Here is a 14,412-nt window from a genome sequence, read left to right on the forward strand (position 1 = left end):
GGAGTGAAGATGGCTTTAACCATCTCCTCTTGCTCAGGCTGGCTTGGGCCAATGACCGCTTTGATGACCTCTTTCCCTCGGTTCCAAAGTCGCTGACTGACTCTTCCCCTAACCTTTAGATACGCCCGTTGGAAACCCGTCTAAAAATTGAGACTGGCTCCGTTCTACCGCCACTGGCCCTATGGCCTGATTCATGCCGTAGAGGGTAATGCAGCGCTCAGCCAGGTCGGTTGCCTTTTGAATGTCGTCACTGGCCCCGGTCGAAACCTTACCAAACACTAGCTCCTCGGCGGCTCGGCCCCCCAGCAGCGTCACCAACCGACCGCGAATTTCATCCTCAATCATCAAGAAGCGATCGTCTTCTGGAAGTTGCAGGGTATAGCCCAGGGCGGCGACTCCCCGTGGCACAATCGAAATCTTCTCCACAACGCCCGCCCCGGGCATCAAGGCCCCAATGATTAAGACACCAATACCGCTGAACAGAACCTCGGCCTCAGCAGCCTTTTCTAAACGGCTGATACCTGCCGGATGCTTTATAGCTTAGGTAGAAAAGTTGGGGAACCTGTGAAGGCCTGCAACGCTGAGCAGGGCTCAGACTCTAAAGGCCTGCCCGATTGAAGGCCGGTAGCAGCGAGCGATGGGCTAAACACGATCCAATAGCTGGCGTAATTCGCTCCAGCGTTTTCTACTCGGCGCAAACTCAGGCTCAATTTATCCTCGAATCACCAAAACGGGACAGTGGGAAAACCGGACAACGCGTTCTGCGACCGAGCCTAGGAAAAACCGAGATAGCCCCGTGCGTCCACTGGATGGAATAACGATCAGATCAATGGCGTTGTGTTCGGCATAGTCGATAATTTCAGCGCTAGGATGCCCGACTTTGACCGTGAATTTGACCTGCTGATACGCCTCATCTGGAAACTGCTTGTAGAACACCGCTTTAATTTTATCGATGCGGGTTTGGTCATCTATGGTTTGCCAAACCACGCCGGGTTCTGTGGGTTCCAGCGAATGCAGCACGTGGATGACGTGCAGTTTGGCCGGGTCTTTAACAAACTCAAGGGTATCGACTAGGGCCTGGTGGGCCTCTTTAGAAAAATCAATCGGGACCAAAACATTGTTGCTAGTAAATAACGTCATGATTGAAAATCCTCTTTTAACGACTGGTCTGTCAAACGTTCGCTTTAAAATTACGGTTACATCGGCCGAGAAATCACTGAACTGTGTTGTGGGGCTTGCGTTTGGGCGATCGCAGTGATCAATTTCTCAATTTCTTGCAATGCTTGGGCAACGCCCCGTTCCGCCAATGCTGAGAGAGCATTGCCAACGGTAAAGTCGCTGGCAGGCACTTCAACCCACCAGGATTGCGGGCAGCGGCCATAGACTGAGGAGGTCAGCGCCAACAGTGAACAGGGATCGCAAGAATGCCCCGAAGCCGGAACCACAGACCCAGACGGTTCAGAGCCGCAGGCGGTTAAGGGCTTGACCCTGACATCGGCACTCGCTAATTTACAAGCGTCTACAAAGATGGCGCAGTCGGCTACCGCCAGTTTGCTTGACAGCTCTGGGGTGAGCTGGGTGGCAGAATACGCCTCGACCGCTGGAATGTTGAGTGCTTGCAGGTGGGAGACGACTGTTTGACCAATGGCATCGTCACCTCGCTGGGGGTTGCCGTAGCCGATAACGACAACAGTTGGATGGGGCTCAGAGAAAACCTGATTGCTAACGTCTGCCATGGGCTTTGCCTTCAGTGTGATTTAAGGTGTGTCAAACCGGGACCGACTCGAAACCTACTTGTAAATGCCGGGATTGATGCGATCGCCGCCTTCTATCAAGGCCGGCTCAGAAGGGGTCACCACAAAATTCTCGAGATTGGCTTTCAGCAGATCGATTTCGCGATCGCTTAACCCTGGAATAGTGAGCACGTCTTCCACCGTATCAAAAGGAGCATTTCGAATGACCTTGCGGGCGAGGGTTGGGTACATGCCTGGGTACCGTCTAAAGGCCAGCACATTGGAGTTGTTCAAGTCAATTTTGGTGCTCACTTCACCCAGCTTTTTGTCTATCGGGTTACGGGATAGCTCAGATGGAATATTCATAGTCACCAAGTTTTTAGGCCCGATGAGCTGCGCTATGGCAGGTTGATTAAAGCCCATTCCCAGCCACAAGACTATGGACAGAGCCGCCCCGACGAAAAGTTTCATGACTAGAGTCAACAAGGTTTTCATCCTTCACCTTCTCTGAGCTATCGCGACCAGGCAGTTCGCTTACAAATTGCCCTGCCTGCCCCAGCTCACTACTAGCTACATCTTAAATTTAGGGAAAAACCTTGAGGAACTTATGACGATATTCTCTTCTTACGACTTTAGGCATGGTCAGACCACAGGGCATCTCTAGCTCCGCCCAGATACGATTTATCCCCCGCACCAGGCATCATATTCTCGATCTTTGAAGGCTTCTGGGTAGTCGTCCATGTAGCTTTCAAAGGCTGTTTTTTCAATGGCCTCAGCCTGCTGATGGGCCAGCTCAGCCTCTAGAGCATCCACCTTAGCCCAGGCGTCAAGGCAGGCTTGAGACCCTGGACCTTTCTGGTAGCAGGTCTGGTGGGCGGCTTCTTCTAAGTGCTGTAGGCGCTCTTTGAGCTGTAGGGTTTGGGGACGTTCGATGAAGTCGCCCTGCTGGAGGATATCGGTCATCGATACAATCCCGAGCAGGCTTTTTTGGACAACCGGCGCACTGTGAATGCCTGCGCTGGCCAATAGCCTTGCTGCGTACTCGATCCCCAGGTCAGGGTTGAGCACGATGCAGGGTTTGTTCATGATTTCATAGACCCGGCGACGGCGAGTATCCTGGCCAAAGGCAATGACTTTGCCGACGATATCGGCCACCGTGACAATCCCGTAGGCGTCTTCCTCGTGGTTGCGATCGACGATCACAGCCTGGATGGAGTGTCGCCGCATCTGCTTTACAGCTTCTGCAACCGTTGCCGAATTGCGAATGGTGACTACCTCGGTGGTCATAATGTCGGCGACTTTCATAGGGAATCTCCTGGGGGTCACAACAGGGTCTGAATGCGATCGCGGTAGGCCGCCCCGTCTAAGCCTCGACCTGCTGTTGCCGTAGAAAGCTAATGACCCCGATGCCAGCCAGCCAGCCGCGGAGAGAAACCGAGCGTCGCTCAATGGGTCGTGTAGTCCTCATGTCTTCAGAATAGAGACTCCGTTTGAGGAAATTATGAGCACCGCTGGTTTTATGGCTAACGTTTTGTCAACCCTCATAACTTTCTCAAGTCTTTTTTTTAAGCTCAAGCTGTTTGAAAAAATCGAAAGAGTTTCTGAGAAAAGTCGCCTGACCTGATCGATCCCTGGGATACCGCCGCTGACAAAGCGACAGCCGCTGCCCCACCCGCAATGTCCTCCCCACCGGCTGTTGCCCCTACGCCGCCTCAGCCAGAGGGCAACCAGGCGATCGCGGCGGGTCTCAACGCGATCGCAGCGGCACTCCAGCAGCTAACCCAGGCATTGTCCGTGCCGCGATGGTCGAAGACCGGTCCCAAGGGACCATCGCCCCACCCCCTATGGTATCTGGAGGTGCTGGAGCAGGCCTGCACCAGCGGCTGGCAACTCACCACCGAAGACGTTGAGCAATTAATTGGCGTAAAACCCCACTGCCACAAAGATGAAACAACCTATGAACGAGGCAACTGGTGCTTTACTAAGGTCGGTAAGCTAGGGGGGCAAACGGCCTGGCAGGTTAGCAAGTTGTCTTAAGTCACTGTGAGGCCCCCTCGAAGCAAGCTGGCAAACCAGTTTAAGGGTGAAGATGAGCGGCAATGAGCAAGTCTGAAACGACGCAAGAACCTAGAATTCGTTGCTCCATAAACTTTTTAGCTGGCGTGGTTAGAGATATAAGATCATTCGTAAACCTTCATCTATCTCCTCTTGCAGGTAATCGGGTAGCGCACCAACGCGCTCAACCAAGAACGTTTTGTCGACCGTGAAAATTTGAGAGACATTTGCTACAGAATCTCTTGACAGGCCTGATGCCGCGCAGGGAAGCAATACATCACCAATCCTCATAGGGCAAAGACATAAACTGCATCCTTGCCATCACTGGGTCTAGCTCAGAAGGCTCTTTAGAGTAAACCTCGTTAAGCTTGAGCAGAATTTGATTGCGGTTATACTTTCCTAGATATGCTTTTAGCGCTTTCGTGTAAAGCTCGCTGCGGGATAATCCTAGCTGCTGAGCTATTACTTCCGCCTCTTCAAAAACTGAATCTGGAAGTGAAATTGCAGTTTTCATAGTGATTTTAACTGTAATCCTACGCTTCAGTTATACCCTGGTCATACCGAAACCACACGAACCAGATTATGCCGAAAATTGTCGCACACTCTCCTGGTGGGGGTGTTGTACAGGTCTGGGCCGTTCTTGGCTGAATGCCCAGGGGATGGGGTATCTGGACATGCTAGAGAAAGACTGTAAAAGACTGTAGCGGCAAATGGCTAATAACTCTCGCCCTGGGCGACCTGTCCGCCTCGACGGGCATCCGCCGCTGCCGACAGGCCCGTTTCGGGTGACCACAGCGCCGCCTGCACACCGCCAAAATACATCCCCTGAGTTGGAAAGCGGCGGGTGTAGAAACCCGCGATCGCATCCATGGGCAAACCCGCTTCGTAGGCGATTGTTCGCCGCCCTGCGTAGTCTTCGACATGGAGGCGCGGGTGGGCGATCGCCTCGGCTAGAGGCATGTTTAGCTGCATAAAATTGATCAGCACCTGGGCGATCGCCGTGGCGATCCGAGAGGCACCGGGAGACCCGATCGCCAGCACCGTACCGTCTCTGTGGCGAGCTATCGTCGGTGCCATATTAGAGGCCAAACGGGTGCCGGGGGGAAAGCTGGCGATACCCTGCGGGTGGAGGTCGATCTCGCCCAGGGAATTGTTCAGCCACAGCCCTGTGCCCGGCACCATCACCCCCGAGCCGTAGCCTGCCGACGCGCTAATAGAGCAGGCCAGGCCATCACTATCAACCGCCGAGATGTGGATCGTTGAGGGGGAGTTCAAGCTGCCGCAGCCGTCGCCGCGATGGGCCAAATCCAGCAGGTTCGAGATCTCTGCGGCGTTGTCGATGGCGCCATCCAAATGGTCACTGCGGTACTCTAAAACAGCGTTTTGGATCTGGGCCACCTGCCGCACCGCCTCCCCATGCCAACGCTCCAGCGGGTAATGCTCGTGGAGCAACAGCATGGCCGCCAGCGCCGCGCCGCCGATGGCCGGAGCCGGGTTGGTGGCAATCTCCCACTCGCCAAAGCGGATCTGAATCGGCGATCGCACAAGGGCTCGATACGCCGCCAAATCTTCAGCCGTGATCAGCCCCCCGTGGTCTTCTATCTCGGCGGCAATTTTGGCCCCCAGCTCCCCTGTGTAAAACGTGCTGGCACCGCCTTTGGCAATCTGCTGGAGGCTGTGGGCCAGACCTGGGAGATGCACAATTTCCCCGGCGCTAAGGCAGCGACCATCGCTGTGGTGCAGGGCCTGGTAGCTTTCCGCCTGCCAGCTAAAAATAGCCTCGTGGGTACAGGCCAGATACTCTGCGGCCCCCCCGGTCAGCGGAAATCCTTGCTCTGCCCACTGGCAGGCGGGGGCAACAACCGCTGCCCACGGCAGCGCGCCATAGTCGGTCGAGGCCATGTCTAAGCCCGCAAATATTCCCGGGGTTGCCACCGAACCGTAGCCCACAATATTAGAGGTTCTCCCCCCATAGTCAAAAAAGACTTCCTGGCTGCTTTGAGAAAACTGCTCGGGGTCTATCCCTCGACCGGGAATTTCTGCATAGGCATCGATCACAACTGGCGGCCCCAAAGGCGGCCAAACCGTCACAAATCCGCTGGCCCCTGGAGCCATTACGCCTAAATCGGTACCCATGGAAACCAGGGCGGCGGCCAGGGCGGCATCCACCGCGTTGCCGCCCTGATTGGCTATAGCAGCCCCCGCATCGGCGGCAATTTTGGAGCCAGCCGCAATCGTAACCTGTCTCATACTTGCATCGTTCAGTAAGTTTAATCTGCGCGCCCCAGGCTGAGGCTGACCAAAAAGGTTGAAGCAGCAGCGGCAGGTGTCCTCACAGTTTCCTCAGAGTTTATCCCTAGCCTGAGAAAATGTCTGACGGAGAAGCTGCATGAAAAAAAGTGTTTTGACAACACTGTACGAGACATCGCTGGAGCAGCGTAGGTCAGAACGACCGATGCGAGAGCAAAACCGGCTCCAGGCAGTTCTTTGTCTTTTCAATAGCGGGGGCTGACAAGCGATGGTTCCCCATCTTCCGATCTGGTCGGTTACCGATGCAGCCGTCTACGAGATCTTGGGCACTAGCGCCCAGGGGCTCGCCAGCGGTGAAGCAGCGGCTCGGCTGAAAAAGCATGGCTTTAACGAATTGCCAGAGCCGCCGCGCCGGTCTTTAGTCTTGCGGTTTCTCGATCAGCTCACGCATTTTATGGCGCTTTTGCTGTGGGTGGCGGGGGTGCTGGCCTTTGTCTCTGATACGCCCGAGTTGGGCTGGGCCATTTGGGCGGTTATTTTGATCAATGCCGTCTTTAGTTTCTCCCAGGAGTTTCAGGCGGAGCAGGCGCTGGCGGCGCTCAAAAATGTCTTGCCGATTCAGGTGAAAGCCTACCGCGATAGCAACTTGAGACTTATTCCGGCCCGGGAGCTGGTCACTGGCGATGTCATTCAGCTCGAAGAAGGCGATCGCATCTCCGCCGACGCGCGTCTTGTTTCGGCCCAGTCGCTGTATGTCGATGTCTCTGTGCTCACAGGCGAGTCATTGCCGGTGGCCAGAAATGCGGCAGCTATTCAGGCCGATGGGCCTATTCCTGCAACGGGGAAAGTTCAGCCCGCAGACCTGGGCAATTTGGTGTTTACCGGCTCTACCGTGGCTGCCGGGCGGGGGCTAGCGGTGGTGTACGCCACGGGTGCGCGCACAGAGTTTGGCCATGTGGCCCACCTGACGACCACCGTAAAACGCGAGCCCAGCACCCTGGAAGTGCAGATCACGCGGATTGTGCGGGTGATTACCACCATTGCGATCGCCATGGGCATGTCTGTTTTTCTGCTCAGTACCCTGCTGATTGGCCTGGATGTCAAGGAGAGTTTTATCTTTGCCATTGGCATCATTGTCGCCAACGTGCCCGAGGGGCTGTTGCCAACGGTGACGCTGGCCCTGGCGATTGGGGTGAAGCGCATGGCCGGTCGCAATGCCCTGGTGCGGCGGCTGTCGGCGGTGGAAACCCTGAGTGCGACCACCGTCATCTGCACCGATAAAACCGGGACGCTGACCAAAAACGAAATGACCGTGCGATCGCTCTGGATTCCGTCAGCAGGAGAGATCGAGGTCACCGGCACCGGCTACGACCCCACCGGCGACATTCAGGCCACTTCGCCGCCAGCGGTGAGCCATATCCATACTCTGCTGGCTGGAGCGGCCCTGTGTTCAAACGCCCGGTTAATTCATCTCACCACCCCGGCAAAAGGGCAGGCCACCTCGGCCTGGCAGGAAATTGGCGACCCAACCGAAGCCGCCCTGCTGGTGGCGGCGCTAAAAGCTGGCTTACAGCCAGAGACCCTGCAGCATCGCTCTCCCCGGCTGCGCGAGGTGCCCTTTGATTCGCGACGGCGCATGATGACCGTTGTGCTCGACTGGCAACATGCCGAGCTTTGGCGCAACGAGCACAGCTATCTCAGCTTTACCAAAGGGGCGCCGCTGGAGGTGCTAGAGCGCTGTCAGTTCATCCTCCGGGAGGGCCAAACCCACCCCCTGGGTGCTCAGGAAAGAACCGAGATTGCAGCGGCTAACGATCGGCTAGCGCGTCAGGGATTTCGCGTGCTGGGGGTAGCGGCCCGCAAAGGGGAGCAAGAGCTATTGCATCAAGATCCCCACGACCTGGAAAAAGACCTGATCTTGATTGGGCTGACGGCCATGATGGACCCGGCCCGGCCCGAGGTGGCCGGTGCGATCGCCAGTTGTCATCGAGCCGGGATTGCGGTCACCATGGTCACCGGCGACTATGGCGGCACGGCTGAGGCGATCGCCCGCCAAATTGGCATTGGCAAAGACAAAGTCAGGGTGATTACTGGAGAAGAACTGGGCCACATGAGCGATGCCCAGCTGCGTCAACGGCTGCACAGCCGGGCCGGGCTGGTGTTTGCGCGCATGGCCCCGGAGCAAAAGCTGCGGCTGGTACAGGCTTACAAAGACCTGGGCCATGTCGTGGCCGTCACCGGGGACGGGGTCAACGATGCCCCGGCGCTGCGGGCCGCAAATATTGGCATTGCCATGGGCATTAGCGGCACTGACGTGGCCCGCGAAGCAGCAGATATGGTGCTCACCGACGACAACTTTGCCACCATTGTGGTGGCGGTAGAACAGGGCCGCGCCATCTACCAAAACATTCGCAAATTTATGACCTACATCCTGGCGTCTAACGTGCCAGAGATTGTGCCGTTTCTGGCGATGGTGCTCTTCAAGATTCCTCCCGCGCTCACAATCATGCAAATCTTAGCCATTGACCTGGGCACAGACATGATTCCAGCCCTGGCCCTAGGAGCCGACCCTGCCGAAGCCCACATTATGGATCAACCCCCGCGACCCAAACAAAAACCCTTGCTCGATCGGTCTCTTTTATTGCGGGCCTATGGCTTTTTAGGCGTGATTGAAGGCACCGCTGCCATGCTGGGGTTTTTGGCTGTGTGGTGGAGCTACGGCTATGGCATTTCAGACCTTCAGCGGGTAACGGCGGCCATTTTAGACCACTCGGCCAATGCGGCCACCACCGCCATCTTTGTTCAGGCCACCACCGTGACCGTCGCCGTGATTGTGGCCTGCCAGGTCGGCAATATTTTTGCCTGCCGGTCAGAGTTTGGCTCCATACTCAAGCTGGGGTGGTTTACCAACCAGCTGATCTGGGTGGGAATCGCCTCAGAGTGGATCGTGCTGATCGCCCTGCTGCAAGTGCCCCTACTGCAAAATATTTTCGGCACCGCACCCCTGGCAGCCTGGCAGTGGCTGTTTCTAGTCGGCTGGCCCCCGTTACTGTTAATCGCAGAAGAGCTCCGCAAACGAATCGTTTTAAAGGCCAATAGCCACCCTGAAACACAACCGTTGAATCAGAGCTATTAGCTCAAAGGCATCGTTTGTAGATTCTAATTAACCGATGGACTTTAGAGTTTATACCAAATCCTGACTGAAGCCCCTCCTGCGGGGCTTCTGATTATGAATCGGGGTTTCCCAAATCGGATTTCCTATTAAAATCATTTCGCCATTGAGTTTGTTGCCTGCATTTAGCTCAGCGACGAGCAGGCTAAACTCTAGGTATCATTAGGGTTACATTTGCAACCACTTGACAAAGTGTCTGATAACCACAGCAGACTTATTTCTCTGAAGATATACTATAGGTAAGCTAAAGGAAAAAGGTTCTCCCTTCAGATACCCTCTCTCCAATGGCTCCTTCTAAAAGCCTCACTTTGCACCTATCGTGTTCCAGCATTGCCAGGGCTATAGAAGATCTTAGGTTCCCGTGTCACGCCTTTTGGCGTTGGGGAGGAAAGTATGAAAAGCACACTCGGTTTGGTTTCTGCTGGTTTGGTCTCGGCTGCACTTCTCGCCTTTCCACTAAGTGCGTCTGCCCAGCAAACCCCTGACTACAACTACGTTGGTATCGGCGGCGGCGATGACGGCTTCGTCGTCAATGGCAAGATCAGTATCACTGACAATCTGTCGGTTCGTCCGGCAGTCGCCACTGACTTTAACTTCAACGACAGCGAAGATGTCTTCTACCTCTTGCCCGTCACCTATGACTTCAACGCACTTGATGCAGATGGGACTATCTATCCCTTTGTAGGCGCTGGTATTGGTGGTGACCTCGGTAACACCAGCACGATCGACTTTGCCCTCACGGGCGGTGTTGACTATCGCTTCGGCGATCGCTGGGTTGCCAATGGCTCCGTCAGCTATCTCCCGTTTGCTGACGATGACGAAGTTGGCTTTACCCTCGGTGTTGGCTATGTCTTCGGCAATGGCCGATAGCGCAGTTGAGCCGACGGGTTGATTGAGTGACCTGTATGCCGCCCTCTTGGCACGTTTAGGAGGGCGGTTTACTTAGGCAGGGATGGGAATAACAGCAGTCACAGCCCTTTTGCGGTTGAACATCGATTTTCGATTCAGCCAAACAGTCACACCAGCGACGATCATCACCACAGCTGTGTCATAGGGTTGGGCGTCGGGCCACAGGGGGTTGATCATCTGAAAATGGAAGAGTGCAGGCAGTAGGATGCTGCCCCGCGAGGCGTTGAACAACGGCGTCACAATAACGCTGAGCGCAATCGTACCCACAAAAAATGGGGTAAATGACCAGGCACTTTGCGGTGTTCCACTCAATAAGAACGCTGGCAAATGCCAAAATCCCCAGATGACGCCCAAAATCAAGCTAGCCCAAATCGGTGCAAACCGACGTTGCAGTAGCGGCAACGCCAGGCCCCTCCAGCCAAATTCTTCAATAGGGCCAAGAATTGTAGCCAGGGCTAAGGCTAGGATGACTGACTGAAATGAGGTGAATGGGAACGGGTCTGTAAACAGATTTCCCTTCCATAGAGAGCCTGCGGCAAAAATGAGCGGGATGCCAAGCAGCAGAAAAGCGTACCAGGCTAGGGGGCATCGCCAGAGCCATAGCCGAGACAGATAATGCCGCAGTCCTCTAAGTCCGGCATGGTAGGTGATGATAGTGAATGCTGCGATCGCAGGGGCATACACCGCCAAAATAAATAGCGGATCGACGACGAAGTCGATATCCACCGAATCGCCCAGGTGGGGCTGATGATGGAGGCGGGTGGGGAACTGCTGACCGCATACTCCAGTGACAAAGGCCTGGAAATCGCCCGCTCCGAGCAACCAAATGCCATTCTGCTGGACGTGATGATGCCGGAGCGCGATGGGATAGCGACGCTGAAATTGCTGAGGGACTCAGCCAATACCCAAACTATCCCGGTTATTTTAACGAGCTCATGCCGTCTCAACGCCTACTGTGCGTGCTGCTGATTGAATACGTGGATGATATTCGAGCCATTCTGCGCTTCAGCCTAGAGACCCTCTCGGGTTGGCAAGTGATAACGGCAACACCTGACCAAGACTGGTTGGCGCTAGCCCAGCAAGAGTCGCCCGATGTCATTCTGCTGGATGACCAATCCAATTCTTCAGAAATATTGGCTCAGCTAAAAGCTGATGCCCAGACGCACGACATCCCAGCCCTGTGTCTGGTGGCGCGCGATCGCCTCACCGATCAGCTACAGCTGCAGCGGGATGGTGCCGCTGTAGTTGTGGCCAAACCCTTTGATCCGATCGTTTTGGTAGCGACCATCTCAGCCCTGGTCGAGTCTCACGTTCAAGATACAAACAGCTGATAGCGGTGGATGTCTTCACAACATCCTCATACTCTCTCGATAGCTTAATAGATGTAAGAGGACACCCGATTACCTTCAAATTCAGGGCTCGCGACGTTCGCTCTCGCCGTTGCCAAGAACAACAGCGAGCGAGCCGCCGCGAGCGACGATTGATGGCTTACGTACTATCGTTTAGTTTCTGAGGCTATTAAGATGTCTACTCAAGAACAGGCTCGCCAACATGCTGCCGAGCAGCGGCAGCAGGAGAAAAATCGTCAGCAAACCATGCTAGAGCGCAGCGAAGTCGAAGTTGCTGGGGGTGATGGTGCCGAAATTCAAGCGGAAACCCGTGAATCTTTGGCTAAGCAGCGTCAGCATGAACAGCATCGCAAGGCCTCTCTACAGCTGCGTTCAGAGGCAGAAATTGCTAGCGCTGAACCAGAGAAATAAGCCCTTTTGAGGCTTTCTATGGAGGATGTCCCTGGGCAAGGAGGGCACGGACATGACGACAAGAAAACTAAATCATGATTTTTGGCACATCGCTGGGGCCTACCTCAGGCAGCCGCTCTTTGTTAAAGAAAAGCCAGCCCTATTCAACCCTTTCAAATTCAGGCGAGACTACGAACTGCGGTTTTTAGAGCGCTGCTGGCAGATTGATTATCAGACCGAAATTTTTCGTTTTCGCCTAGAAACCTGTTGGCAAGCAGCAAAGCCTACACAAACAGGATAACGACGGTACACAGGCCGTCTGCAATGGAGTGTGGTGTGAGTCGGGTGAGTAAAATCAGATTTGGGAGGTTAGCCATGACTTCGATCAAGCGAAAAGTGTCTGTGAAAATCAAAAGCATGCTGAGGGCTTTGCCAACATCGATTGGAGATATCTCAACCGCAGTCGGGCGTCTCTTTAGTCCCAGTGACGACGACTACCCCAAAACGGGAGTCCAGCCCTTTAGTGGCGACACTCCAGATGATCGCCACCGGCAGCACTCATCGTGACCGCAGGAACGGTAACCGCAGTACGGGGTAGCGTGGTCGATCTGCATTTTCCAGAAACATTGCCTCTGTTGCATCACCAGGTGATTTGTACAGACAAGCTCCGGTGGCGGGTCAGCGGCGATCGCTGCAGCGATCGCCGCTGCCACTAAATCGACTACCAAATCCGAGGTGAATGGGAACGCCCAGCACGATAGTTCCCTACGCGGGTGTCTGGGCCGCCCGGCGCGGAAACCAGTGCTTGAGCTGCACCGCGACCAAAGCCGTGACCAGGGTACCCGCCGCGATCGCCACGATGTACAGCCCCACATTCTCCACCGCGTTCGGTATCGCCATCACAAAGATGCCGCCGTGGGGCGCGCGCAGGGTGCAGCCAAAGGCCATCGACAGCGCCCCGGCCACCGCCGACCCGGCCATGCAGGCGGGGATAATTCGCAGCGGGTCGTTGGCGGCAAAGGGAATTGCCCCCTCGGTAATAAAGGAAATGCCCAGCACCGAGGCCACCTTCCCCGCCTCCTGCTCCGCCCGGTTAAAGTGCTTTTTAGAGACAAAGGTGGCCAGGGCCAGGCCTAACGGCGGGGTCATACCCGCCGCCATCACTGCGGCCATGGGGGCGTAGATGTCGGTGGTCAACAGCCCCACCGCAAAGGTATAGGCAACTTTGTTGATCGGGCCACCCATGTCGATCGCCATCATGCCGCCCAACAGCAGCCCCAACAGCACCGCATTGGTGCCGCTCAGACCCTCCAGGTAGGCGGTCAGCCCATCCATTACAAAGCGCACCGGGGTACCAAAGACGTAGACCAGCAGCAGCCCTACAATTAGCGTCGCCAGCAGGGGAATCACCAGTACCGGCTTCAGCCCTTCAAAGTTGGCGGGGAGATTCACCTGGTCGCGAATAAACTTGGCCACATAGCCTGCCAAAAAGCCCGCGAGTATTCCGCCCAAAAAGCCCATATTCAAATTTGCCGCCAGCATGCCGCCGATGAGGCCAGGGGCGAGGCCGGGGCGATCGGCGATGGAAAAGGCGATAAAGCCCGCCAGCACCGGCACAATTAGCGCAAAGGCTGCACCGCCGCCGATCTGCATCAGCGCGTCGCCAAAGCTGCCCTCTTCGGGGTTAATGCCAAACACAAACGACAGCGCAATGATTAGACCCCCGGCCACAATCACTGGCAGCATGTAGCTGACCCCGGTGAGCAGGTGCTTGTAGGGGCCAGAGCGACTTTCGGAGCGCTCGACCTTGGCGCGCTTGACTTCGTCCAGATAACCCGCATCACCACCGCCGCCAGCGATCGGGGCATCGAGGGCCGCCGTCACCACATCGGCCCCGCTGTGAATAGCCGCTTTGGTGGAGGTCTCGTACAGGCGCTTACCGCCAAAACGGGACAGGTCAACGTGGGTATCCGCCGCGATAATCACCGCGTCGGCGCGGGCAATGTCGTCGGTGGTGAGGGTGTTTTGGGAGCCCACCGAGCCCTGGGTTTCAACTTTGATCTCGTGGCCCAGTTTAGCGGCTCCCTGTTTTAAGGCTTCCGCCGCCATAAAGGTGTGGGCAATGCCCGTGGGGCAGGAGGTAATGCCCACAAAGAATTTTTGGGCTGAGGTCGATGCCTCAGCGGCGGTGTCCTCCGGCAGGGGATCGTGGGGGTGGGGCGTGGTCTTGATTGCGCCCAGGTTAGGACCGTGTCCCACCAGGGCCACGGCGCTCTGAATCACCATTGCGGTATTGCGAATGGCCTCGCTGGTGGAGACGGCGTAGACGGGTTTGCCGCCAAAGCGATCGCGCTCCACGGCCCCATCGGCCCCCACAATTACCACCGCTGCCTGTTGAATGTCGTCGGGGTGGAGGGCGGTGGCGATCGCACTCCCCTGGGTTTCGGCCACCAGCTCATGGCCGAGGGCGCGAGCGGTGCGCTTGAGGGCTTCTGCCGCCATTTGGGTATGGGCCTCGCCAGCGGCACTGGCGGTAACGGCAACGATTTTTGTC

15 protein-coding genes and 2 pseudogenes are annotated in these 14,412 nt (G+C 56.0%); 7 read left to right on the forward strand and 10 right to left on the reverse strand.

From position 1 onward, the window contains the following. Positions 1 to 132 precede the first annotated feature (132 nt). The 5 genes and pseudogenes from IQ254_RS24355 to IQ254_RS24375 all read right to left on the reverse strand — a co-directional run. Positions 133 to 459 (reverse strand): annotated as a pseudogene (locus IQ254_RS24355) (cell division protein FtsH); the annotation flags it as partial. Positions 460 to 711: 252 nt separating this feature from the next. Continuing rightward, positions 712 to 1,140 (reverse strand): universal stress protein, encoded by a 429-nt coding sequence (locus IQ254_RS24360; protein ID WP_193968749.1) that lies wholly within the window; start codon positions 1,138 to 1,140, stop codon positions 712 to 714. Positions 1,141 to 1,196: 56 nt separating this feature from the next. Next, on the reverse strand, positions 1,197 to 1,736 hold the full coding sequence (locus tag IQ254_RS24365) for a hydrogenase maturation protease (protein ID WP_193968750.1): 540 nt from the start codon (positions 1,734 to 1,736) through the stop codon (positions 1,197 to 1,199). Positions 1,737 to 1,790: 54 nt separating this feature from the next. Further along, entirely contained in the window at positions 1,791 to 2,228 is a 438-nt protein-coding gene (gene psbU, locus IQ254_RS24370; RefSeq protein ID WP_228041051.1) for a photosystem II complex extrinsic protein PsbU, read from the reverse strand. 186 nt (positions 2,229 to 2,414) lie between these two features. Beyond that, positions 2,415 to 3,038, reverse strand: a complete 624-nt coding sequence (locus tag IQ254_RS24375) for a CBS domain-containing protein (RefSeq protein WP_193968751.1) — start codon at positions 3,036 to 3,038, stop codon at positions 2,415 to 2,417. 372 nt (positions 3,039 to 3,410) lie between these two features. On the opposite strand from IQ254_RS24375, the gene IQ254_RS31800 reads away from it, so the two are divergent. Further along, positions 3,411 to 3,770, forward strand: coding sequence for a hypothetical protein (locus tag IQ254_RS31800; protein ID WP_228041052.1), 360 nt, complete (start codon positions 3,411 to 3,413; stop codon positions 3,768 to 3,770). A 129-nt stretch (positions 3,771 to 3,899) separates the two neighbouring features. On the opposite strand, the pseudogene IQ254_RS33890 reads toward IQ254_RS31800, so the two are convergent. The 3 genes and pseudogenes from IQ254_RS33890 to IQ254_RS24395 form a co-directional block, all read right to left on the reverse strand. Next, positions 3,900 to 4,070: pseudogene (locus tag IQ254_RS33890) on the reverse strand (type II toxin-antitoxin system PemK/MazF family toxin); the annotation flags it as partial. Next, the gene (locus IQ254_RS24390) at positions 4,066 to 4,302 is read right to left on the reverse strand and encodes a hypothetical protein (RefSeq protein ID WP_193968753.1); all 237 of its coding nucleotides are present in this window, start codon (positions 4,300 to 4,302) and stop codon (positions 4,066 to 4,068) included. The pseudogene IQ254_RS33890 and the gene IQ254_RS24390, both read right to left, overlap by 5 nt. A gap of 200 nt (positions 4,303 to 4,502) precedes the next feature. Then, positions 4,503 to 6,038 carry a gamma-glutamyltransferase gene (locus IQ254_RS24395; protein ID WP_193968754.1) on the reverse strand — a complete coding sequence of 512 codons (1,536 nt, stop codon included), beginning with the start codon at positions 6,036 to 6,038 and terminating at the stop codon, positions 4,503 to 4,505. A 268-nt stretch (positions 6,039 to 6,306) separates the two neighbouring features. On the opposite strand from IQ254_RS24395, the gene IQ254_RS24400 reads away from it, so the two are divergent. Both IQ254_RS24400 and IQ254_RS24405 read left to right on the forward strand, forming a co-directional pair. Further along, a complete protein-coding gene (locus tag IQ254_RS24400; protein ID WP_193968755.1) occupies positions 6,307 to 9,174 on the forward strand; it encodes a cation-transporting P-type ATPase in 2,868 nt (955 codons plus the stop codon). A gap of 429 nt (positions 9,175 to 9,603) precedes the next feature. Beyond that, a complete protein-coding gene (locus IQ254_RS24405) occupies positions 9,604 to 10,080 on the forward strand; it encodes a YadA-like family protein (protein ID WP_193968756.1) in 477 nt (158 codons plus the stop codon). A gap of 72 nt (positions 10,081 to 10,152) precedes the next feature. On the opposite strand, the gene IQ254_RS24410 is transcribed toward IQ254_RS24405, so the two are convergent. Further along, positions 10,153 to 10,941, reverse strand: coding sequence for a CPBP family intramembrane glutamic endopeptidase (locus IQ254_RS24410; RefSeq protein ID WP_228041053.1), 789 nt, complete (start codon positions 10,939 to 10,941; stop codon positions 10,153 to 10,155). Between IQ254_RS24410 and IQ254_RS33895 the strand changes: the two genes are divergently transcribed. From IQ254_RS33895 to IQ254_RS24425, 4 genes are all read left to right on the forward strand, one after another. Next, positions 10,870 to 11,088 carry a response regulator gene (locus IQ254_RS33895; protein ID WP_369011362.1) on the forward strand — a complete coding sequence of 73 codons (219 nt, stop codon included), beginning with the start codon at positions 10,870 to 10,872 and terminating at the stop codon, positions 11,086 to 11,088. The genes IQ254_RS24410 and IQ254_RS33895 overlap by 72 nt on opposite strands. After that, positions 11,055 to 11,450 carry a response regulator gene (locus tag IQ254_RS24415; protein ID WP_193968757.1) on the forward strand — a complete coding sequence of 132 codons (396 nt, stop codon included), beginning with the start codon at positions 11,055 to 11,057 and terminating at the stop codon, positions 11,448 to 11,450. Before IQ254_RS33895 ends, IQ254_RS24415 begins: the two co-directional genes overlap by 34 nt. 192 nt (positions 11,451 to 11,642) lie before the next feature. Next, positions 11,643 to 11,879, forward strand: coding sequence for a hypothetical protein (locus IQ254_RS24420; RefSeq protein WP_193968758.1), 237 nt, complete (start codon positions 11,643 to 11,645; stop codon positions 11,877 to 11,879). 542 nt (positions 11,880 to 12,421) lie between these two features. Continuing rightward, positions 12,422 to 12,574, forward strand: coding sequence for a hypothetical protein (locus IQ254_RS24425; protein WP_193968759.1), 153 nt, complete (start codon positions 12,422 to 12,424; stop codon positions 12,572 to 12,574). A 49-nt stretch (positions 12,575 to 12,623) separates the two neighbouring features. Here the strand turns inward: IQ254_RS24425 and IQ254_RS24430 are convergent. Beyond that, positions 12,624 to 14,412, reverse strand: a 1,789-nt coding sequence (locus tag IQ254_RS24430) for a PTS fructose-like transporter subunit IIB (RefSeq protein WP_193968760.1), incomplete at its 5' end; no start/stop codon positions are given.

The organism is Nodosilinea sp. LEGE 07088 (assembly GCF_015207395.1).
Lineage (GTDB): Bacteria > Cyanobacteriota > Cyanobacteriia > Phormidesmidales > Phormidesmidaceae > Nodosilinea.